This window comes from Marmoricola sp. URHA0025 HA25 (genome assembly GCF_054059435.1).
On record NZ_JBSSCD010000001.1, the window covers coordinates 4,313,561 to 4,330,187 of the forward strand.

At 71.5% G+C, this 16,627-nt stretch carries 26 protein-coding genes and 1 pseudogene; 8 read left to right on the forward strand and 19 right to left on the reverse strand.

The features are described 5' to 3' along the window. Positions 1 to 32 precede the first annotated feature (32 nt). From ACVW00_RS21180 to ACVW00_RS21195, 4 genes are read left to right on the forward strand one after another with little or no spacing between them, the layout of a single operon-like run. A complete protein-coding gene (locus ACVW00_RS21180; protein ID WP_457112873.1) occupies positions 33 to 839 on the forward strand; it encodes an MBL fold metallo-hydrolase in 807 nt (268 codons plus the stop codon). Beyond that, a complete protein-coding gene (locus ACVW00_RS21185) occupies positions 830 to 1,234 on the forward strand; it encodes a nuclear transport factor 2 family protein (protein ID WP_457112874.1) in 405 nt (134 codons plus the stop codon). Before ACVW00_RS21180 ends, ACVW00_RS21185 begins: the two co-directional genes overlap by 10 nt. Positions 1,235 to 1,270: 36 nt before the next feature. Then, entirely contained in the window at positions 1,271 to 1,837 is a 567-nt protein-coding gene (locus ACVW00_RS21190) for a hypothetical protein (RefSeq protein WP_457112875.1), read from the forward strand. Next, positions 1,834 to 2,136, forward strand: a complete 303-nt coding sequence (locus ACVW00_RS21195) for a transcriptional regulator (RefSeq protein ID WP_457112876.1) — start codon at positions 1,834 to 1,836, stop codon at positions 2,134 to 2,136. Before ACVW00_RS21190 ends, ACVW00_RS21195 begins: the two co-directional genes overlap by 4 nt. Positions 2,137 to 2,142: 6 nt before the next feature. On the opposite strand, the gene ACVW00_RS21200 is transcribed toward ACVW00_RS21195, so the two are convergent. The 13 genes from ACVW00_RS21200 to ACVW00_RS21260 form a co-directional block, all read right to left on the reverse strand. After that, positions 2,143 to 2,442 carry a gas vesicle protein K gene (locus ACVW00_RS21200; protein ID WP_457112877.1) on the reverse strand — a complete coding sequence of 100 codons (300 nt, stop codon included), beginning with the start codon at positions 2,440 to 2,442 and terminating at the stop codon, positions 2,143 to 2,145. Next, complete coding sequence (locus tag ACVW00_RS21205) at positions 2,439 to 3,059, reverse strand: GvpL/GvpF family gas vesicle protein (protein WP_457112878.1); 621 nt, start codon at positions 3,057 to 3,059, stop codon at positions 2,439 to 2,441. Before ACVW00_RS21205 ends, ACVW00_RS21200 begins: the two co-directional genes overlap by 4 nt. Then, positions 3,056 to 3,256 (reverse strand): gas vesicle protein GvpJ, encoded by a 201-nt coding sequence (gvpJ, locus tag ACVW00_RS21210; RefSeq protein WP_457112879.1) that lies wholly within the window; start codon positions 3,254 to 3,256, stop codon positions 3,056 to 3,058. Before gvpJ (ACVW00_RS21210) ends, ACVW00_RS21205 begins: the two co-directional genes overlap by 4 nt. Further along, entirely contained in the window at positions 3,253 to 4,038 is a 786-nt protein-coding gene (locus ACVW00_RS21215) for a GvpL/GvpF family gas vesicle protein (protein ID WP_457112880.1), read from the reverse strand. The genes gvpJ (ACVW00_RS21210) and ACVW00_RS21215 overlap by 4 nt, the downstream gene beginning before the upstream one ends. Beyond that, the gene (locus ACVW00_RS21220; RefSeq protein WP_457112881.1) at positions 4,028 to 4,363 is read right to left on the reverse strand and encodes a gas vesicle protein; all 336 of its coding nucleotides are present in this window, start codon (positions 4,361 to 4,363) and stop codon (positions 4,028 to 4,030) included. Before ACVW00_RS21220 ends, ACVW00_RS21215 begins: the two co-directional genes overlap by 11 nt. Beyond that, positions 4,360 to 4,623: a gas vesicle protein GvpO gene (locus tag ACVW00_RS21225; protein ID WP_457112882.1), complete on the reverse strand. Its 264-nt coding sequence runs from the start codon at positions 4,621 to 4,623 to the stop codon at positions 4,360 to 4,362. Before ACVW00_RS21225 ends, ACVW00_RS21220 begins: the two co-directional genes overlap by 4 nt. Beyond that, positions 4,616 to 4,855 (reverse strand): gas vesicle protein GvpG, encoded by a 240-nt coding sequence (locus ACVW00_RS21230; RefSeq protein WP_457112883.1) that lies wholly within the window; start codon positions 4,853 to 4,855, stop codon positions 4,616 to 4,618. The genes ACVW00_RS21225 and ACVW00_RS21230 overlap by 8 nt, the downstream gene beginning before the upstream one ends. After that, entirely contained in the window at positions 4,846 to 5,583 is a 738-nt protein-coding gene (locus ACVW00_RS21235; protein ID WP_457112884.1) for a GvpL/GvpF family gas vesicle protein, read from the reverse strand. The genes ACVW00_RS21230 and ACVW00_RS21235 overlap by 10 nt, the downstream gene beginning before the upstream one ends. Before the next feature lie 4 nt (positions 5,584 to 5,587). After that, the gene (gene gvpJ, locus ACVW00_RS21240) at positions 5,588 to 6,055 is read right to left on the reverse strand and encodes a gas vesicle protein GvpJ (protein ID WP_457112885.1); all 468 of its coding nucleotides are present in this window, start codon (positions 6,053 to 6,055) and stop codon (positions 5,588 to 5,590) included. Continuing rightward, on the reverse strand, positions 6,055 to 6,315 hold the full coding sequence (locus ACVW00_RS21245; protein ID WP_457112886.1) for a hypothetical protein: 261 nt from the start codon (positions 6,313 to 6,315) through the stop codon (positions 6,055 to 6,057). The genes gvpJ (ACVW00_RS21240) and ACVW00_RS21245 overlap by 1 nt, the downstream gene beginning before the upstream one ends. A 6-nt stretch (positions 6,316 to 6,321) precedes the next feature. Then, the gene (locus ACVW00_RS21250) at positions 6,322 to 7,560 is read right to left on the reverse strand and encodes an SRPBCC family protein (RefSeq protein WP_457112887.1); all 1,239 of its coding nucleotides are present in this window, start codon (positions 7,558 to 7,560) and stop codon (positions 6,322 to 6,324) included. 1 nt (position 7,561) lies between these two features. After that, positions 7,562 to 8,104: a hypothetical protein gene (locus ACVW00_RS21255; RefSeq protein WP_457112888.1), complete on the reverse strand. Its 543-nt coding sequence runs from the start codon at positions 8,102 to 8,104 to the stop codon at positions 7,562 to 7,564. Between the two features lie 108 nt (positions 8,105 to 8,212). Continuing rightward, positions 8,213 to 8,527, reverse strand: a complete 315-nt coding sequence (locus ACVW00_RS21260) for a hypothetical protein (protein ID WP_457112889.1) — start codon at positions 8,525 to 8,527, stop codon at positions 8,213 to 8,215. A gap of 81 nt (positions 8,528 to 8,608) precedes the next feature. Between ACVW00_RS21260 and ACVW00_RS21265 the strand changes: the two genes are divergently transcribed. Together ACVW00_RS21265 and ACVW00_RS21270 are read left to right on the forward strand one after the other, a co-directional pair. After that, the gene (locus tag ACVW00_RS21265; protein WP_457112890.1) at positions 8,609 to 9,397 is read left to right on the forward strand and encodes a glycerophosphodiester phosphodiesterase family protein; all 789 of its coding nucleotides are present in this window, start codon (positions 8,609 to 8,611) and stop codon (positions 9,395 to 9,397) included. Between the two features lie 29 nt (positions 9,398 to 9,426). Further along, a complete protein-coding gene (locus tag ACVW00_RS21270) occupies positions 9,427 to 10,368 on the forward strand; it encodes a DUF5926 family protein (protein WP_457112891.1) in 942 nt (313 codons plus the stop codon). A gap of 109 nt (positions 10,369 to 10,477) precedes the next feature. Here the strand turns inward: ACVW00_RS21270 and ACVW00_RS21275 are convergent, their stop codons facing one another. The 4 genes and pseudogenes from ACVW00_RS21275 to ACVW00_RS21290 all read right to left on the reverse strand — a co-directional run bounded on the left by ACVW00_RS21275 (position 10,478) and on the right by ACVW00_RS21290 (position 13,955). Then, positions 10,478 to 11,677 carry an arginine deiminase gene (locus ACVW00_RS21275; RefSeq protein ID WP_457112892.1) on the reverse strand — a complete coding sequence of 400 codons (1,200 nt, stop codon included), beginning with the start codon at positions 11,675 to 11,677 and terminating at the stop codon, positions 10,478 to 10,480. A 1,099-nt stretch (positions 11,678 to 12,776) separates the two neighbouring features. Beyond that, on the reverse strand, positions 12,777 to 13,187 hold the full coding sequence (locus tag ACVW00_RS21280) for a sigma factor-like helix-turn-helix DNA-binding protein (protein ID WP_457113155.1): 411 nt from the start codon (positions 13,185 to 13,187) through the stop codon (positions 12,777 to 12,779). Continuing rightward, positions 13,108 to 13,299, reverse strand: a pseudogene (locus tag ACVW00_RS21285) (sigma factor); the annotation flags it as partial. The gene ACVW00_RS21280 and the pseudogene ACVW00_RS21285, both read right to left, overlap by 80 nt. Positions 13,300 to 13,349: 50 nt before the next feature. After that, positions 13,350 to 13,955, reverse strand: coding sequence for a TMEM165/GDT1 family protein (locus tag ACVW00_RS21290; RefSeq protein WP_457112893.1), 606 nt, complete (start codon positions 13,953 to 13,955; stop codon positions 13,350 to 13,352). 89 nt (positions 13,956 to 14,044) lie between these two features. Between ACVW00_RS21290 and ACVW00_RS21295 the strand changes: the two genes are divergently transcribed. Continuing rightward, positions 14,045 to 14,821 (forward strand): VOC family protein, encoded by a 777-nt coding sequence (locus ACVW00_RS21295; protein WP_457112894.1) that lies wholly within the window; start codon positions 14,045 to 14,047, stop codon positions 14,819 to 14,821. A 21-nt stretch (positions 14,822 to 14,842) separates the two neighbouring features. Here ACVW00_RS21295 and ACVW00_RS21300 read toward each other — a convergent pair whose 3' ends face one another. Further along, positions 14,843 to 15,682: a prephenate dehydratase gene (locus tag ACVW00_RS21300; RefSeq protein ID WP_457112895.1), complete on the reverse strand. Its 840-nt coding sequence runs from the start codon at positions 15,680 to 15,682 to the stop codon at positions 14,843 to 14,845. A 43-nt stretch (positions 15,683 to 15,725) separates the two neighbouring features. Between ACVW00_RS21300 and ACVW00_RS21305 the strand changes: the two genes are divergently transcribed. Then, positions 15,726 to 16,139, forward strand: coding sequence for a DUF4446 family protein (locus tag ACVW00_RS21305; RefSeq protein ID WP_457112896.1), 414 nt, complete (start codon positions 15,726 to 15,728; stop codon positions 16,137 to 16,139). Here ACVW00_RS21305 and ACVW00_RS21310 read toward each other — a convergent pair. Beyond that, complete coding sequence (locus ACVW00_RS21310; RefSeq protein ID WP_457112897.1) at positions 16,123 to 16,608, reverse strand: nitroreductase family deazaflavin-dependent oxidoreductase; 486 nt, start codon at positions 16,606 to 16,608, stop codon at positions 16,123 to 16,125. The two genes, ACVW00_RS21305 and ACVW00_RS21310, sit on opposite strands and share 17 nt — an antisense overlap. Positions 16,609 to 16,627: the final 19 nt, after the last annotated feature.

A 16,627-nucleotide genomic window follows, 5' to 3' on the forward strand; every position in this document is an offset into this window, starting at 1 on the left:
ATCGCAGCAGTTTCGGTCCTACGGTTACCAGCATGTCATCACTCAGCTACACCGTCATCGACTCAGCGGACTCCTCCTTGAACAAGACCAGCACCCTGGTCACCGGCCAGACCGAGGCCGTCGTCGTCGACGCCGGCTTCACCCGGGCCGACGGCCACCGGATCGTCGCCGAGGTGCTCGACTCCGGCAGGCGCCTGACGACCGTCGTGGTCACCGCCGGCGACCCGGACTTCTACTTCGGCGCAGAGGTGATCGCCGATGCCTTCCCCGAGGCCGCGTTCGTGGCGCCGGCCGACGTCATCGAGCACATTGCGCACAGCTACGAGGGCAAGCTCCAGGCGTGGGCCCACCTTGGCGCGAACCTCCCGACCCGCCTGGTCGAGGTCGCTCCGCTCACCTCGGCGGCCCTGACCGTCGACGGCACGTCGATCGAGGTACGCCGCGGCAGCGACGGGCTCGGCGACCGTGCCTGGTATCTCTTCGAGCCGGAGGCCCGGTCGCTCGTCGGCGGGGTGCTGCTGTTCGAGGGACTGCACGTGTGGACCGCCGACAGCGCGACCCCGGAGCTGCGGGCCGAGTGGATCCGCGTGCTCGACGAGCTCGAGGCGCTCGACCCGTCGTACGTCGTGGCGGGGCACCGGGTCGCGGGCTCGCCGACGGACCGGACCGCGATCAGCCACACCCGGGACTACCTCGAGCTCTTCGAGAAGACCGTCGCCACGTCGGCCGACGCAGCCGAGGCCGAGGCCGCGCTCCTCGCGGCGTACCCCGACGCCGGGCTGAAGATCGCAGCCAGCCTGGGCACCAAGGTCGCCAAGGGCGAGATGACATGGGGCTGACCGAGGGCTCCTCGCCGGCGGAGGTCGTGCGCCGGCAGTACCTGGCCTCCGCGGCGGGTGACCTGGAGGCGCTGCGCGCCACGCTGGCGCCCGACGTCGAGTGGACCGAGATGGCCGGCTTCCCGCTGGCCGGGACCTACCGGACACCGGAGGGGGTCACGACCCACGTGATGGAGCGGCTGGGCGCGGACTGGGACGGCTGGACCGCCCACGACGACCGCTACGTCGTCGACGGTGAGGACGTCGTGGTGCTGGCGCGCTACACCGCGAGTCACCGGGGGACCGGCAGGCCGCTCGCGGTGCGGGTCGCCCATCACTTCGTGGTGCGTTGCGGGCTGATCGTGCGGTTCGAGCAGTTCGTCGACACCGCCCTGGTGCGGGACGCCGCCGCATAGTTGCCATATTGGAAAGTAACGCGCATACTTTCCAACATGGAAACCAATGGGGGAGCCGCCCCGAGTCCCGAGGACGCATCGGCAGCGCTGCTCGACGCAGCCGCGGCACGTGAGCACCTCGCAGCGGCGATCGTCCTGCCGAGCTTCTTCTTCACCTCCCTCGCCACCGCCGTCGCGGTGCAGATCATGACGACAGCCCTCGGCGTCACCGTGTACACGACGCCCGCCAGGGTGGCGTTCGGCGCGGGGCTGGTCGCCTTCTGCGTCGTCGCGGCGGTCCAGCTCGTCCGGTTCCGCCGGGTCAACGGGGTGTGGGTCGGCGGGATCGCCAGCCGGGTCGTCTTCGGCTCTGCGACGGGACCGTCGACGGTCCACGTGCTCGCGATGGCGGCCGCGATCGGTGCCGCCATCGCCGACGCGTGGTGGCTGGTCGCGCTGTGCGCGGTCACCGGTGGGATCGCGTACGCGGTCACCGGAGCGCGGTGGATGCGGGCATACCGGGATGCGCCTGACCGACACAGCCGCGCGGAGTCCGCGCTCCTGCTGGTCGCTCTCGCGCTGCCCGCGGTCGGCGCGCTGGTGCTGCTGGTGGCCGAGCATTGAGGACGGATCCGCGACCGGAGCTCGACCCGCACCTGCAGGCGCCCGCACGCCTGCGGCTGGTGACCATGCTCACCGCGGTCAGCGAGGTCGAGTTCGTCACCCTTCGCGAGGCTCTCGAGGTGGCGGACTCCGTCCTCTCCAAGCACGTCGCGCTTCTCGCCGGAGCGGGCTACGTGCGCAGCCGGAAGGGCGTGCACGGAGGCAGGCGCACGACGTGGATCGCGATCACGCCCAAGGGCCGCAAGGTGCTCCGCGCGCACGTCGCCGCGCTGCGCCAGATCATCGAGGGCGTGGACTGAGCCCGGTCAGAGCAGCCGGCCGAGCGGACCCAGGTCGAGGTTGAGGTCGTCGGCCTCGAGGCCGAAGTGCTCGCGCAGCTCCTCCATCCGCTCCTCGAGCAGCATCAGGGTGCGTCCGAGCCTCTCCACCTCGTCGTCCGTCAGCCCGCCGGCCTCGACCCGGCGGATCGCCTGGCGCTCCATCAGCTGGCGCAGCAGCTCGACGATCGTGAGCACCAGCTGGACCAGGCCCTTCTGCACGGACTCGGGATCGGCGTCGAGACGGGCTCTCGGCTCGACCTCGCCGTGCTCCTCGTCCCCGCTCACGACACGTCCGCCTCCTCGCAGAAGCTGAACGGTGGCCACGGCCCCGTGACCGTGACCGCCAGGTCGCCGCGCGACCGGCCCCACGCGTCCAGGACGTGGTGGACCGCGTCGACGTCGTGGCGCCGCAGCAGCACCGCGATCCGGTCACGGTCCGGCAGGACGCGCTCCTCCTCCACCCACCGGGCCAGCAGGCTGCGCGCCTTCGCGAGGGCGCGGTCCTGCCGCTGGAGGACGGCCATCCGGCGGCGGAGGTAGGCCCGGCCGGAGTCGACGACGGGGTCGGGGTCGCTCCCGGAGACCTCGACGTGGACCACCAGCTCGCAGCGACCGACGAGCTGCGCGAGCCGTCGGCTCCACCCATCGGCCCGGTCCGCAGCCACGGCGCGAAGGTCGTCGACGTCGTGCACGGTCGTGCCGTAGCGCATCGGCAGCAACGGCACCCGGTCGGCGAGCGCGACGATGCGCCGACCGTGCTCGGCAACGGCGGTCCGGTCGCGTGCCGGCGCCTCGTCGGTCTCCTCGTAGAGGACGCTGACGGGGCCGGCGTCGTGGCGACGGAGCGGCTCCTCGTGGAGCTCGTCCTCGTCCGCGGGCACGACGGCGTGGAGCACGATCATCGGACTGCCTGCCTGCGAGCGAGCGCCGGCACGTCGTGGGCGGGGGCGAGCACGAGTCGGAGCCCGAGGTAGACCAGGTCCACACCGGCGAGCGAGAGCACCACGTCGCCGGTGACCACGACCCCGCCGCCGACCAGCCGGTCGACCAGGTCGACCAGGGCCACGTCCTCGCCGCCGGGGATGCGCTCGACGGTCATCGGTGCGGCTCGAGGTCGTCGGCGCCCAGCTGGACGAAGTTGTACGGCGGCCACGGCCCGGTGACCTCCGCGGTGATGCCGGCGGGCGCCAGCCGGGCGGCCGCCTCCTCGACGGCGGCGAAGAACAGCCGTTCGTGCCGACGGCAGACCAGGTGTGCGGAGTTCAGCAGCATCGGCTCGGCGCGGCCCGACAAGGCGCTGTCCTGCGGCGGGTTGGCGACGCTCTGCCGGGAGAGGTCGGCCAGCGAGGCGTAGGCGTCGCGGACCAGCTGCTCGCGCTTCACGCGGGCCAGCTGGCGGTGGGTCACCGCGGCCGTCCGCTGCCGCAGGTACTCCTGGCCGGTGCTGGGGCGCTTCGCGGCAGGTGCCTCCGGCTTGGCGGTGAGGTAGAGGTGGACCGACCACTCGAGGTGGTCGCGCAGCGACTCGAGCACTGCGCGGAACAGCGGCGCCTCGGCCTCGAGCACCTCGTGCAGGTGCACCTCGTCGCGGTACATCGCAGGCAGCCGGAGCGGCAGCACGTCGGTGTCCTCGACCACCTCTCCCAGGACGCGCTGGTGCTCGGTCGCGACCCGGGTGAGCCACGCTGCGTCCTCGGCGTGCTCGGTCCATGCGGCGGTGCCGTACGCCGCGTCGGGCAGGATGCTGAAGATGCCGGCGACCGGGCCGGCGTCGAGCAGCGCGACGCCGGCGCCTGCGATCCCGGCGTCCGGGAGGTCGAAGGCCGCGTCGGACCGCACGATCCCGTAGGCGTGGATCACCGTGGAAGGCTCAACGTCCACCGTCGACACCCCCTCCGAGGCGCTGCTCCAGCTCGCGCACCCGGCGCTCGAGGCCGTCCGTCCCGTCGTCCTTGCCCTCCTCCACGCCGTTGACGAACGGGTCGCTCTCCCACCAGGAGATGCCCATCTCACGGGCGCGGTCGACGGAGGCGACCATCAGCCGGATCTTGATCGTGAGCAGCTCGATGTCGAGCAGCCGGACCTGGATGTCGCCGACGACCACGATGCCCTTGTCGAGGACGCGCTCGAGCACGTCGGCGAGGTTCTGGGGCGCCGGCTCGCGGTTGCTCGCGAAGACGGGCCCCTGCGGCGTGTGCGAGCTCATCGGTCCTCCACCTGCGAGCGGAGGAACCGCCTCGTCCGCCGGTAGCCGGTCACGCGGCCGTCGGCGTCGAAGGTGACCTCGTAGCTGGCGAGCACGTCGGTGGTCTCCGGGACCCGTTCGAGCTCGAGCACGTCGACCAGGGCGAGCCATCCGTCCTCGACCGGCCGGATGGCGGTCACCCCCTCCGCCGGGCACCCGACCAGGGCCTCGAGCTCGTCGAGGGCGCGTTGCCCGAGCTGGGACAGCGTCGTCTCAGCCATGGCCGCCCGGCCCGTCGAGCAGGCGCTGCACCAGTGCGTCCTCCAGCAGGTCGGCCTCCTCCTCCGTGAGGTCCCCGGCTTCCCGCCGGGCCGCGACGTCGTCCAGCTCCCGCTGCACGACTGCCGGGTCGTACCACTGCCGCTCGGCCTCGTGGAGCACCTGGTCGGCGATCCAGAACGTCCCGCGCACCGGTGCGAGCGGCCAGCTGACCAGTCCGGAGATCAGGCCCATGACCGCTCCTCGGTGACGACGCGGTCCAGGAAGGCGTACGGCGGCTGCGGGCCGACGTACCGCAGCGTCATCTGGCCGGCGACCTGCCGGTCGAGGTCGCCCACGGCGGCGTCCACCCGCGCCCGGTCCTGCCTGCGGACCAGGAGCGCCACGCTGACGACGTCGTAGGCGCCGCGCACCTCGTTCACCGAGGTCGCCAGCGCGTAGGGCTGCAGCCACTCCACGACCAGGCTCGCGGCGTCGTCGCGCAGTGCGGCCAGGGCGCTGCTGACGGCCTCACCGAGGCGCAGCTGGGCGGAGGTGTCGCCCTCGTCGATCGACCCCCGCAGCTCGGCCAGCCCGGGATCCCGCCGCAGCACCTCGCGGAGCGCCGACTCCTCGTCGTACGTCGCGTGCACCGTGACCTGCACGCACTCGTCGAACGCCTTCAGCAGGCCGAGGAGGTGCTCGCGCTGGTGGGCGAGGAACTCGCGGCGCGCGGTCTCGTCGTCGGGCACGAGCACCCCGAAGCGCGACGGGATCACCGTCGTCCGCTCGGCCACCGCCTCGAGCAGGTGGGCGTGGACCAGCAGGTCGTCGCGGCGCACCCGGGCGTCGTCGTCGACGTCGCTGACCAGGACCGTCAGCGCCTCGTCACCGATCCGGCGCACGGGCCGGTCCAACCGTCCGGCGAGGTTGTCGGGGAGCTCCGCCCCGGAGGCGATCACGCCGTAGACGTGGACGAGCACGTCGTCACCCCTGGCTCCGCGCCCGCGGCTGGCGCTTCTGCGGCCGGCGCTGCGCGGGCTTCTTCCGGGCCCGCGGCGCCGGCTCCTCGTCCTCGTCCTCGTCCTGGTCGTCCTCGTCCTCGTCGTCGGAGAACAGGTCGCCCAGCTTCTCCTTGACGCCTTCGAGGGCACCGGACGTCTTGCTCTTCGCACCCCCGGAGGTCATGCTGCCGACGAGCTCAGGGAGCCCCTGCGCGTCTCCGGTCTCCGTCAGGTCGAGGCGGTTCACGGCCTGCGCGAAGCGGAGGTAGGTGTCGACGCTGGCGATCACGATGCGGGCGTCGATCGTGAGCAGCTCGATGCCGACCAGCGACACCCGCACGTAGATGTCGATCACCAGGCCCTTGTCGAGGATGGTGTCGATCACGTCGGCGAGGCTGCTCGGCGCCGGCCGGTCGAGGTAGCGGTTGGGGGACTGCTGTACGACGGTCATCACGACTCCTTGTTGTTCGTCGGCATCGCCTGCTCGTCGCGCTTGAGGATGCGCCGGCGGATGGCGGACCGGTTGGCGGCGAGCGACTTCGCGAGCCCGCGCTTGTTGCAGCCGGTGAAGTAGCCGATGCACCAGTCGAGCTGCTGCATCGTGTCCTCGCAGGCCGTGCGGTAGCGGTCGACCTCCCGCATGAGCTCGGTGATCTCGGCCTCGAGCGCCTCGATCTCGCTGTTGCGCTCCCGTGTCGATGTCGCGGCCATGGCGGATCAGCTCTTCGAGCGCGAGGTCCGCGACGTGCGCTTCGAGGTGGTCGACGACCGCTTCGCGGCAGCCGACGTGCGCTTCGAGGCGCTGCCGGACGCAGTCTTCTTCGCCGGGCTCTTCCGCGCCGCGGCGGTCTTCTTCGCCGTGGAGCGCCCGGACGTCGACTTCTTCGCGGCCGGCCGGCTGGAGCTCGACTTCTTCGCGGCCGGGCGGCTCGTCGTGGACTTCTTCGCGGCGCTGCCGCTGGAGGTCGACTTCCGTGCCGACGAGCCGCTCGAGCTCGACTTCTTCGCGGTGGAGCCGCTGGAAGCCGACTTCTTCCCGGTGGAGCCGCTGGAAGCCGACTTCTTCGCTGTGGAGCCGTTCGAGGCCGACTTCTTCGCCGTGGAGGAGGACCGGCGCCGCTTCACCTTGCCGTCGTGGATCTCGCCCTCCCAGCCGTCCACGTCGTCCTGCTGGAGGATCGCGTGGTTGGCGACGTACCGCCGGTAGTGCCTCAGCTCCAGCCGCACCCGGCGGCCCTGGGCGCGCCAGAGGTTGGCGGTGCGCTCGAAGAGGCCCTGCGGGAAGTACTCCAGCGACACGAGGACCCGGGTGAGGTCAGGGGCGAGCTCGTGGAAAGTCACTGCTCCGTCGACGTGGCCCTTCTGACCCTGCGACTTCCAGACGATTCGCTCGGGCGGTACCTGGTCGAGGATCTTCGCGGTCCAGGTGCGGTGCGACCAGAAGACCTGCGCCTTCCAGGTGACGACCTCCGGGTCCTTCTGCTTGACGCTCTCGACCTTCTTCATGAACGACGGGAAGTCCTCGAACTGGGTCCACAGCTGGTAGGCCACGTCCCTGCCGACCGGCACGTCGATGGTCTCGACGATGTTGGTCACCTTGAGGTTCGTGCCGTCGACCGATCCGCCCTTGCGCTTGCCCCCGGACTCGCCGGACACGTCGGGCGCGTCCGGCTCGTCGGAGCCGCTCGAGCCGGGCAGGGCGTCCTTCACCTTGGAGGCGGCGCCCTTGACCGGTGCGATCGTGGCGGCCTTCACGAGGTCCGTGGGCCCGGGTACGGCGTCCCCGAGGTCGCCGAGCTTGTCGGTCGCACCGGTGAGGCTCTCCCCGAGCTTGGTGACGCCCCGCTTGGCGAGCGCCTTCCCGAGCTCGAGCACCTCGTCCTTGAGGCGGTCGACCGGGAGCTCGGCGAGCAGTCCGTCCGTCGCTCCGCCGCCCTGCTTGCTCTGGGTCGCCATCTCAACGCCCTCCCGCTCCGGCCGGGGCGAGGGCCCGGCGCCTCCTGGCGCGAGGGCGCGGCGCCGGCGCCGGCTCCTCGTCCTCGTCGTACTCGTCTTCCTGCTCGACCTCGTCCTCCGCGTCGTCGTCGTACTCGTCGCTGTCCTCGGGCTCGTCCCCGGCGTCCTCGTCCTCGTACTCGTCGGAGCCCTCGTCCTCCTCGTCGTACTCGTCGACCTCGTCGTCGACCGTGGCCGGCGTGCCGCCCAGCGCCTCGGTGCGCTCGGCGAGGCGGTCGCTGAGTCGTTCGAGCCGGGCGGCGGCGGCCGCGACGGCCGCACCGCGACCGGCGTCCACGAGCTTCGACCCCGCCGTGCCGGCGAGCTTGCCGGCACCGCCTGAGGTCATCCCGCCGACGCCGTGCTGGACCAGACCGACGGCGGACTTCCGCACGTCCTCACTGGCCAGCATCGTGCCGGCCATCAGCGCCAGCCGGAGCTTCTTGAATCGTCCGAACAGGTAGCCGGCCGCGATGGCGGTGCCGACGCGCGCGTTCGTATCCATGTGGGTTTCCCTCCCCGGCGAGACCCCTCAGCCTCACCCCTTGCGGCGCCGTACCCGGATCATTCCGTGACAAACGCCTCATTCCGGTCCTGGTGCCGCCCGCGCCCCTCAGGCGTGAGCGACCTTCTTCCACCCCTTCTTCAGGCGCTTGCGGGCCTTGCCGGTGTCGATGCCCTTGTCGATCCCCTCGGGCACCCTCGCGCCCGCCGACTTCGCGGCGTCGCCCGCGGCCGCGAGCGGATGTCGAGCGGCTCGCGGCACGAACAGCGCGATCGCCGCGGCGAACAGCCGGCGGGCCAGCGCGAGCAGCGGGATGCCCACGGGCAGCAGCACCACGGTCACGCAGAGCAGCACGGCGACCAGGCCCACCAGGCTGGCCACGATCCAGAGAAGAGCTCCGCCGATGATGCGCAGGAGTCTCATGCGTTCCTCCCTCCCGAGGAGGTGTGCCATGTACCCACGTGGCTGCGGCTCAAGCGCGACCGCGCGGGGCACAATGTCGCCATGGGAGAGCGCCGGCCCCAGGTGGTGGCCCATCGCGGTTCCAGCGCCGAGAAGGCCGAGCACACCCTGGGTGCCTACGTCACCGCTCTCGAGGAAGGGGCCGAAGCCCTCGAGTGCGACGTCCGCCTGACCGCTGACGGCCACCTGGTGTGCGTCCACGATCGTGACCTGCTGCGCACCGCGCAGCAGCGCCGGCTGGTCTCGTCGATGGAGCTGGCCGAGCTCGAGCAGCTCGACGTGGCGAGCTGGAAGAACCCGTGGAACGACCTGGACGACGAGGCGCCCGACATCGACCTGGCGCTCGACACCGTCCTCACGCTGCGCCGGTTGCTGCAGACGGTCGCGGACTACGAGCGCCCGGTCGAGCTGGCCATCGAGACCAAGCACCCGACCCGGTACGCCGGGCTCGTCGAGCGCCGCCTGGTCGAGGTGCTCGACGGCTTCGGGTGGGCCGCCGCCGGCTCGCCGATCCGGGTGATGAGCTTCTCGTGGGTCGCGCTGCGGAGGATCCGGCGGCTGGCACCTTCGCTCGAGCTCGTCTACCTGATGGACTCCCCGCTGTCGTGGGCGTCGTCGCGCCCGTTCGCGGAGACCGACTGGATCGCGGGTCCCGGCATCGAGCTGCTGCACAAGCATCCCGAGATGATCCGGCGGATCCGGGCTGGTGGCGCGGAGCTGCACGTCTGGACCGTCAACACCCGGGCGGACCTCGACCTGTGCCTCGAGCACGGCGTCTCGGCGGTGATCACGGACCGGCCCGCGACGATGCTGGGCTACCTGGACTCCTGACGCCGCGCGCGCACAACTAGCCTTCGGCCATGGGCAAGAAGTCACGCGTCAAGGCACGGTCCGCCGTCGCCACCCCTCGCGCCGAGGGGGAGGTCGGCCCGCGGGAGCCGTGCCCGTGCGGGTCGGGCCGGCGCTACAAGGCCTGTCACGGCAGTCCGGGCGGCGCGCTCGCGGCCTGGTCGGCGCGACCGTTCGCCGGGCTCGCCGGTGAGTGCGACCTGATCGCGATGCGCGAGTTCGTGCCGGCCGCGACCGCGCCGGTGCGGCTCAAGGGCTCCGGCCGCAAGGTCCTGCTCTGCACGCTGCTGCCCGGCGCGACTCCGGCGATGGTCCGCGAGAGCGGGGCGATCTGGCTCGGCCTCCAGGTCCAGCACGCGTACGGCGACCCGAGCCGTGACCTCGCCGCCGTCCTCGAGGCGGCACTCGACGCCGAGCCCGGAAGTCTGGTGGGGCTCCCCGGCGACCCGGGCGCCGGTGCGACCCTCCAGGACCTCGTCGAGGGCGACCTGGAGGTCACCGTCCACGACGGCTTCGGCTACTGGGCCGAGGACGTCGACGACGCGGACGGCAGCATTGCGGCCGGGCTCGAGCAGGCCAACGCCGCCGCCGCGCCGACAACGCGGCTGCCCGGTGTCGAGGCGGCGTACTGGACCTCGATGGGTGAGCGCGAGTTCCTCCGCTGGGTGCGGCCGGAGGCGGAGGACCCGCTCCTGGACGCGCTCGCCCGCCTGCACGCCGCCCGTGAGGACCACCTCGTCGAGGGCGCGCGCCTGATCGGGATGTTCCGCGCCCACGGCGTGCTGGCGCCGGTGTGGGACCTGCCCGCCGGCACCGGGCACGAGCCGCTGGTCGCTCCGGCGGCCGCTTTCGACCGCCGGCTCGCCGAGGTCCTGGCCGATCCGAGGCCGCTGCACACCGCCGAGCGCGCGGCCCGCTCGGGCCTCACCAGCCGCCAGTTGACGATTCGCTAGCCCCAGCAGCAACACTGGCGATTCCCGGCTTGTCCGGAATGCCGCGCGTGATCTATTGTTCAACCGCCCGGTCGGCGTTGCATCCCCCGTCAACACCGACCGGGCTTCTTCATGCCCCCGAGGGCTGGTCGCGGCTGACCGGACAGCTCATGCACCGCGGTCCGCCCCGGCCGGAGCCGAGCTCAGATCCGGCGATCGCGACGACCTCGATGCCGGCGGCCTCGAGGCGCGTGTTGGTCTCGACGTTGCGCTCGTAGGCGACGGCGAGCCGTGGTGCGAGCGCGAGGGTGTTGTTGCCGTCGTCCCACTGCTCGCGCTCCGCGGTCACCGGGTCGAGGCCGGTGTCGATCTGGTGGAGCGTGTCGATCTCCATCGCCTTCGCAGCGGCGACCAGGAACGGCTCGGCCGCGCCGACGTCGAGCTCGCCGGACCCGGACCGGGTGACGGTGAAGGCCTCGAGCTGGTCGGCGACGTTGGGGTACATCACGATCTTGTCGACGTCGACCATCGTGCAGACCGTGTCCAGGTGCATGGTGGCGCGCTCCTGCGCGATCGGCACGGCGAGCACCGCGTGCGCCAGGTCCGCGTCGAACAGCTGGCGAGCGAGGCGCTCGGCGCCGGCCGGTGTCGTGCGTTCTCCGACGCCGACGGCAACGACGCCGGGCGCGAGCAGCAGCACGTCACCGCCCTCGACGTGCTCGTGGTGGGCACCGTGGATGGTCGGGGTGCCCGCGAAGCGCGGGTGCTCGGTGTAGATCAGCTCGGTCAACTGGGTCTCACGCGCGCGGGCGGGCATCGCCAGCGACGTGATCGCGACCCGGTCGCGGATCCAGACGCTGGAGTCGCGGGTGAAGAGCAGGTTCGGCAGCGGGTCGATCAGGAAGTCGTCGTGCGCGAGCAGCGAGGTCACCAGCCCGAAGCCGCCACGGACCTCGTCGTTGCGCACGCCGGCAGTGAGCACCTGGGCGAGCGCCTCCGGGGAGTGCTCGGCCAGCGCCGTACGCAGGTAGTCGCGAAGCGTGTCACCGAGGTTCAGCGAGTCGAGCACGTCGTCGATCGCCCTGGCCCGGACGTCCGCCGAGCCCAGCGCCTCGACGAGCAGGTCGAGGAGGTAGAGCACCTCGACGTCGCGGTCGCGCAGCGCCTGGGCGAAGGCGTCGTGCTCGTCCTGGGCCCGGCTGACCCAGGGGATGCCGTCGAAGAGGAGCTTGTCGTTGTTGCGCGGAGTCAGCCGCTTGAGCTCGGGGCCCGGGCGGTGCAGCAGCACCGTCCGCAGCCGGCCGACCTCGCTGCTCGCTCCCAGTGCCATGGGGGGAGCCTAGAGCCTCAGTGGTCTCCCCACCCGGGTGCGACCTCGCACGACCGCGTGACGACGTCGCAGCGCACGTAGCCCTTCTCGACGTGGACCGTCGTGTCGCCGTTGAAGGTCGCGAGGATGAAGTCGGTGTCGGACTCCCAGTACAGGCCGCGCACGTCGGCGTACGGCGCCGGCATCGCGATCCTGACCTTGGTCTCCGGTCGGCCCGGCTGCTGGAAGGCGACTGCCGACCAGGACACCTCGCCGCCCCCGTCGCCCGGGTCCGCCTGGTCGGTCAGCCAGGCGCCCCAGGTGCTGGCCGGGTTGGGCTGGACGTAGTCCGCGTGGGAGGGGAAGCCCTGCGGGCCGTAGAGGTACGACGAGATGTCGGCGTCGTGGGGCGAGCCCCCCGGGCGCCAGGCGTGCCCGCCGAGGACGCCGCCGTAGGTCACCGTGCCGTCGTCCGCGACGCTGATGAGGTTCTCGTGGCTCTCGTCGTCGGCGTTGATCAAGAGGGTGCGGACGGTCAGGCGACCGAGCTCGCGGACACCGTCGGCGCTCACCCGGTCGACCACGATCACGCCTGTCTTGTCGTGGTCCTCGACCCAGGCAATCGTCCCGGTGTCGGGCGAGGTCTTGATGTCGTAGTCGGCCAGATCGTGGAGCGTGCCGACTCGCCGGCCTCCGCGGAAGACACCCACCGTGTTGCTGCCCGAGGCGGTCCTCGTGCGTCCGAAGCCCAGGGTCAGGTCACCGAGGGTCGTGGCGTCGTCCCAGGATCCTGGCTGGCGGGTGCCGTCGATGTAGAGGTCGCCGTTGGCCGGATCGACGTAGGTGCGCAGCGGCGTGCCGACGGAAAAGGTCTCCGCCTTCTTGGTCGGGGTGGGCCTGGTCGGCTGCGGGGCGGCGTCCGGTCCGCCGAGCTCGGTCCCTGCGAAGACCGCGGCGAGGACGGCCGCGGCGGTGAGGAACGTGGTCGTCGCCCAGCGGACACCGGTGCGCCTGCGCGTCCGTCCGGCCTCCTGGACGAGGGTGGCGACCGCCGGCGGCGGCGGCGGCTCGACGGAGCGGGCGACGGTCGCCAGCTCGTCGGTGAGCGTCTCCTCGATGTTCATGACCCGCCTCCTTCGGTGGGCGTCATCCGGGATCGCAGCACCTTCAGTGCGTCGCTGGCCGTGGACTTCACGGTGCCGGTGGAACAGCCGAGGGCGTCGGCGATCTGCTGCTCGGAGAGGTCCTCGTAGTAGCGCAGCACGATCACCGCACGCTGCCTGGGTGGAGAGGGCGCTGACGTGTGGCCACAGGACCAGTCGGTCGTCGGCCACCGGCGAGGCCAGCTCGAGCTCCGGCGTCTCCTCGACCAGCCGCTCGCGGGCCACCCGCAGCGTGCGTCGTGAGCTGACGAAGGCATTGGTGAGGATCCGCCGGACGTAGGCGTCGGGGGAACCGGCCGCCGCGACCTTCGACCACGACAGGTACGCCTTGACCAGCGTCGTCTGGGCGAGGTCCTCGGCGTCGGCATGGTTCGCGGTGAGGAGGTACGCCGTGCGGTACAGCGCGGTCCACCGGGCGGCGACGTACTCGTCGTACGTCGGTGCCGCGGTGCCCGCGAGGGCCGTGGATCGGAGCGCCATGTCTCCTCCTCTCTGCCCCGATGACGCCGCGACCTCCGGGTTCGGTTGGGTCACCCCAGCAGGAGGTCGTACGCCGTGATCCCGGCCAGCATGAGGCAGACCGCCGCGCCGACGTAGTGGATCACCGAAAGCCGCACCCTGCGCAGGAGGAGGCGGCCGGCGACGACCGCGAGACCTGACACCGCGAGCAGCGCACCCCAGGCGCCGATGAACACGGCCACCGGGTCGTCGTACTTGCCGACCAGGCTGATCGTGAGCAGCTGGGAGAGGTCGCCCCACTCGGCGGCGAACAGCACCAGGAAGGAGGCCAGCACGGCCGCCCCGCCGGTCTTCGTCGCAACCGTCTTGGCGGCGAACTCCTCCTCCGTCTCGTGCTCCTCGGCTTCCGCCTTCGGTGCCTCGCGCGCGAGCAGGAAGGCCCCGACCAGGAAGATCGCCCCGGCCACCGCGTGCACCAGGTCGGTGGGCAGGAAGGTGACGGCCTTGCCGACGGTGACCGCGATCAGGGTCTGCACCAGGAACGCCAGGCCGACCCCGACCCAGACGAAGATGCCGCGGTACCGCGTGGAGAGGACGAGGGCCGCGATGAACGTCTTGTCGGGCAGCTCGACCACGAAGATCGCGGCGAAGCTCAGCGCGACGACACTCAGGCTCACCGGGCCAACCTACTGACAGCACTGGTCCTTGTCGGTGCGGGGGAGTAGGACGGTGGCAGTGGGGTCGAGCCGACAGATGGAGGAGCGCAATGACGAAGTTCACGTCGTACGTCCAGGGGACGCCGAGCTGGGTGGAGCTGATGACCCCGGACCAGAAGGCCGGCGCCGACTTCTACGCCCAGCTCTTCGGCTGGGAGATCGAGGAGAGCCCGGTCGACGAGGAGAACGTCTACCTGCAGGGCAAGCTCGGCGACTCGCGGATCGCCGGCGTCATGGGGCAGATGCCCGAGCTGGCCGGGCATCCGGCGTTCTGGGGCGTCTACCTGGCCGTCGACGACCTCGACGCGGTCAGCGCGAAGATCGAGCCGGCCGGCGGCAAGGTCGAGGCCGGGCCGTTCGACGTGATGGATGCCGGCCGGATGACCGCCCTGCAGGACCCCACCGGCGCGCGGGTCAACCTGTGGCAGGCGAAGGACCACATCGGCACCCAGCTCGCCAACGAGCCCGGGACCCCGGCGTGGAACGAGCTGGTCACCCCAGAGCTCGAGCGGGCGCTGGCGTTCTACGCCGAGGTCGTCGGCATCGGCTCCCAGGCCTCGGAGAACCTCGGTGCCGACTACACCACGATCACCAACACGGCCGGGGCCGTCGTCGGGGGTGCGATGAAGCCGATGATGGAAGGAATGCCCCCGCACTGGAACGTCTACTTCGCGGTGGTCGACGCGGACGCGACCGCTGCCCAGGTCGAGGCGCTCGGCGGCACCACCGTGGCCCCGAACTTCGATGTGGAGGGTGTCGGCCGGATGGGCTTCTACGCAGACCCGCAGGGAGCGGTCTTCGGCATCGTGCAGAACGCGCCGGCCTGAGGCTAGATCCGCACCGAGCGGTCAGTCGGCGCGGAACGCGTCCGCGGGATAGACCCCGAGGATCTTCACGTCCGTGGTGAAGAACGCCAGCTCCTCCAGCGCGTTCTTCAGGCCGGGGTCGTCGGGGTGCCCGTCGACCTCGGCGAGGAACTGGGTCGCGGCGAAGTGCCCGCCGACCATGTAGCTCTCCAGCTTGGTCATGTTCACGCCGTTGGTGGCGAAGCCGCCCAAGGCCTTGTAGAGCGCGGCCGGCAGGTTGCGCACGTTGAAGATGAAGCTGGTGACGACGGGCCCCTCACCGCGAGGGGCCTGCACGAAGTCGGGGCTGAGCACCACGAACCGGGTGGTGTTGTCGTCCTCGTCCTCGACGTCGCGGGCGAGGATCTCCAGACCGTAGATCTCCGCAGCGAGCGGAGGCGCGATGGCTGCCTGGGTCGGGTCGGCGGCCTCGGCGACCTCGCGGGCGGCGCCGGCCGTGTCGCCGGAGATGACCGGCACCAGTTGGTGCTCGCGGATGATCCGCCGGCACTGCCCGAGGGCGTGCACGTGGCTGTGCACCGTCCGGATCGTCTCGAGCGTGGCCCCGGCGGTCGCCATGAGGTGGAACTGGATGCGCAGGAAGCGTTCGCCGACGATGTGCAGGTCGGAGGAGGGCAGGAAGTGGTGGATGTCGGCCACCCGGCCCGCGATCGAGTTGTCGATCGGGATCATCGCGAGCTCGGCGCCGCCCTGCTCGACGGTGGCGAAGACGTCCTCGAACGACGCGCACGGCACCGCCTCCCAGTCCGGGTAGTGCTGCTTGCACACCATGTGGGAGTTGGAGCCGGGCTCGCCCTGGTAGGCGATTCGTCGGTCGGTCACGCGAAGCATCATTTCAGGTCGGGGCTGACCTACGCTGTCGGAGGTGAACACGGTGCTCTCGGTCCTCGCACTCCTCGTCGCCCTCTCCGCTCTCGGGCTGGTGCTGCAGGACCGCCGCGCGGCCCAGCGGCGCGCGCGCGGCACCACGCCCGACGACCTGCCGCACGACGCGCTCGGGCTCCGGCACGAGGTGGCGGCGCTGCGCGGTGAGGCCCGGTCGGCGCTCAAGCACCTGGCAGTGGTGCGGTACGACGCCTTCGGCGACATGGGCGGCCACCTGTCCTGGTCGCTGGCACTTCTCGACGACCATGGCGACGGCGCGGTGCTGACCTCGATCCACGGCCGCAACGAGGCCCGCGCCTACGCGAAGTCGGTCACCGGCTGGACCTGCGAGCAGCAGCTGTCCGCCGAGGAGGAGGACGCGCTCTCCCGGGCGCGCGCTACGCCGCAGGGGTGAACCAGAAGACCGGGATCACCCGGCCGGTGCGCTCGGCATACTTCGCGTAGTTGGGCCAGGTCTCCAGCATGTGCGTCCAGGCCGCCTCGCGCTCCGTGCCGGTGAGCTCGTGGGGGACGGCGTCGTGGGTGCGACCGTCGACCGTGACCGTCACCCGGTCGGACGCGCGCACGTTGAGCACCCAGACCGGTGCCTTCATGCCGCCGAAGTTCGAGCCGGCGACGAGGTGACCTCCGCGATACGGCACGCAGAGCACCGGCGTCGACCGCGCGACCCCGGACTTCCGGCCGAGGACGGTGAGCATCATGCTGGGCAGCCCGGCGATCCGCAGCAGCGACCACTGGCCCCTGGTGAGGCGCTGGAGGAGCTTGTCGATCGCGGTGATCTGCCGCAGGAAGCGTGGCAGCCACGACAGGCTGCCCAGCCAGACCGCCACCGGCGTCAGCAGGTTTCCTCGTCTGGGGGTCATGAGGCGATTCTGGCAGTCA

Bases quoted from the DNA above. Each gene is read 5' to 3' on its own strand.
- ACVW00_RS21180 (WP_457112873.1), top strand. From the start codon at position 33: ATGTCATCACTCAGCTACACCGTCATCGACTCAGCGGACTCCTCCTTG.
- ACVW00_RS21185 (WP_457112874.1), top strand. From the start codon at position 830: ATGGGGCTGACCGAGGGCTCCTCGCCGGCGGAGGTCGTGCGCCGGCAG.
- ACVW00_RS21190 (WP_457112875.1), top strand. From the start codon at position 1,271: ATGGAAACCAATGGGGGAGCCGCCCCGAGTCCCGAGGACGCATCGGCA.
- ACVW00_RS21205 (WP_457112878.1), bottom strand. From the start codon at position 3,059: ATGATCGTGCTCCACGCCGTCGTGCCCGCGGACGAGGACGAGCTCCAC.
- gvpJ (WP_457112879.1), bottom strand. From the start codon at position 3,256: ATGACCGTCGAGCGCATCCCCGGCGGCGAGGACGTGGCCCTGGTCGAC.
- ACVW00_RS21220 (WP_457112881.1), bottom strand. From the start codon at position 4,363: ATGAGCTCGCACACGCCGCAGGGGCCCGTCTTCGCGAGCAACCGCGAG.
- ACVW00_RS21225 (WP_457112882.1), bottom strand. From the start codon at position 4,623: ATGGCTGAGACGACGCTGTCCCAGCTCGGGCAACGCGCCCTCGACGAG.
- ACVW00_RS21230 (WP_457112883.1), bottom strand. From the start codon at position 4,855: ATGGGCCTGATCTCCGGACTGGTCAGCTGGCCGCTCGCACCGGTGCGC.
- gvpJ (WP_457112885.1), bottom strand. From the start codon at position 6,055: ATGACCGTCGTACAGCAGTCCCCCAACCGCTACCTCGACCGGCCGGCG.
- ACVW00_RS21245 (WP_457112886.1), bottom strand. From the start codon at position 6,315: ATGGCCGCGACATCGACACGGGAGCGCAACAGCGAGATCGAGGCGCTC.
- ACVW00_RS21250 (WP_457112887.1), bottom strand. From the start codon at position 7,560: ATGGCGACCCAGAGCAAGCAGGGCGGCGGAGCGACGGACGGACTGCTC.
- ACVW00_RS21255 (WP_457112888.1), bottom strand. From the start codon at position 8,104: ATGGATACGAACGCGCGCGTCGGCACCGCCATCGCGGCCGGCTACCTG.
- ACVW00_RS21260 (WP_457112889.1), bottom strand. From the start codon at position 8,527: ATGAGACTCCTGCGCATCATCGGCGGAGCTCTTCTCTGGATCGTGGCC.
- ACVW00_RS21265 (WP_457112890.1), top strand. From the start codon at position 8,609: ATGGGAGAGCGCCGGCCCCAGGTGGTGGCCCATCGCGGTTCCAGCGCC.
- ACVW00_RS21270 (WP_457112891.1), top strand. From the start codon at position 9,427: ATGGGCAAGAAGTCACGCGTCAAGGCACGGTCCGCCGTCGCCACCCCT.
- ACVW00_RS21275 (WP_457112892.1), bottom strand. From the start codon at position 11,677: ATGGCACTGGGAGCGAGCAGCGAGGTCGGCCGGCTGCGGACGGTGCTG.
- ACVW00_RS21280 (WP_457113155.1), bottom strand. From the start codon at position 13,187: ATGCCGACGCCGAGGACCTCGCCCAGACGACGCTGGTCAAGGCGTACC.
- ACVW00_RS21295 (WP_457112894.1), top strand. From the start codon at position 14,045: ATGACGAAGTTCACGTCGTACGTCCAGGGGACGCCGAGCTGGGTGGAG.
- ACVW00_RS21310 (WP_457112897.1), bottom strand. From the start codon at position 16,608: ATGACCCCCAGACGAGGAAACCTGCTGACGCCGGTGGCGGTCTGGCTG.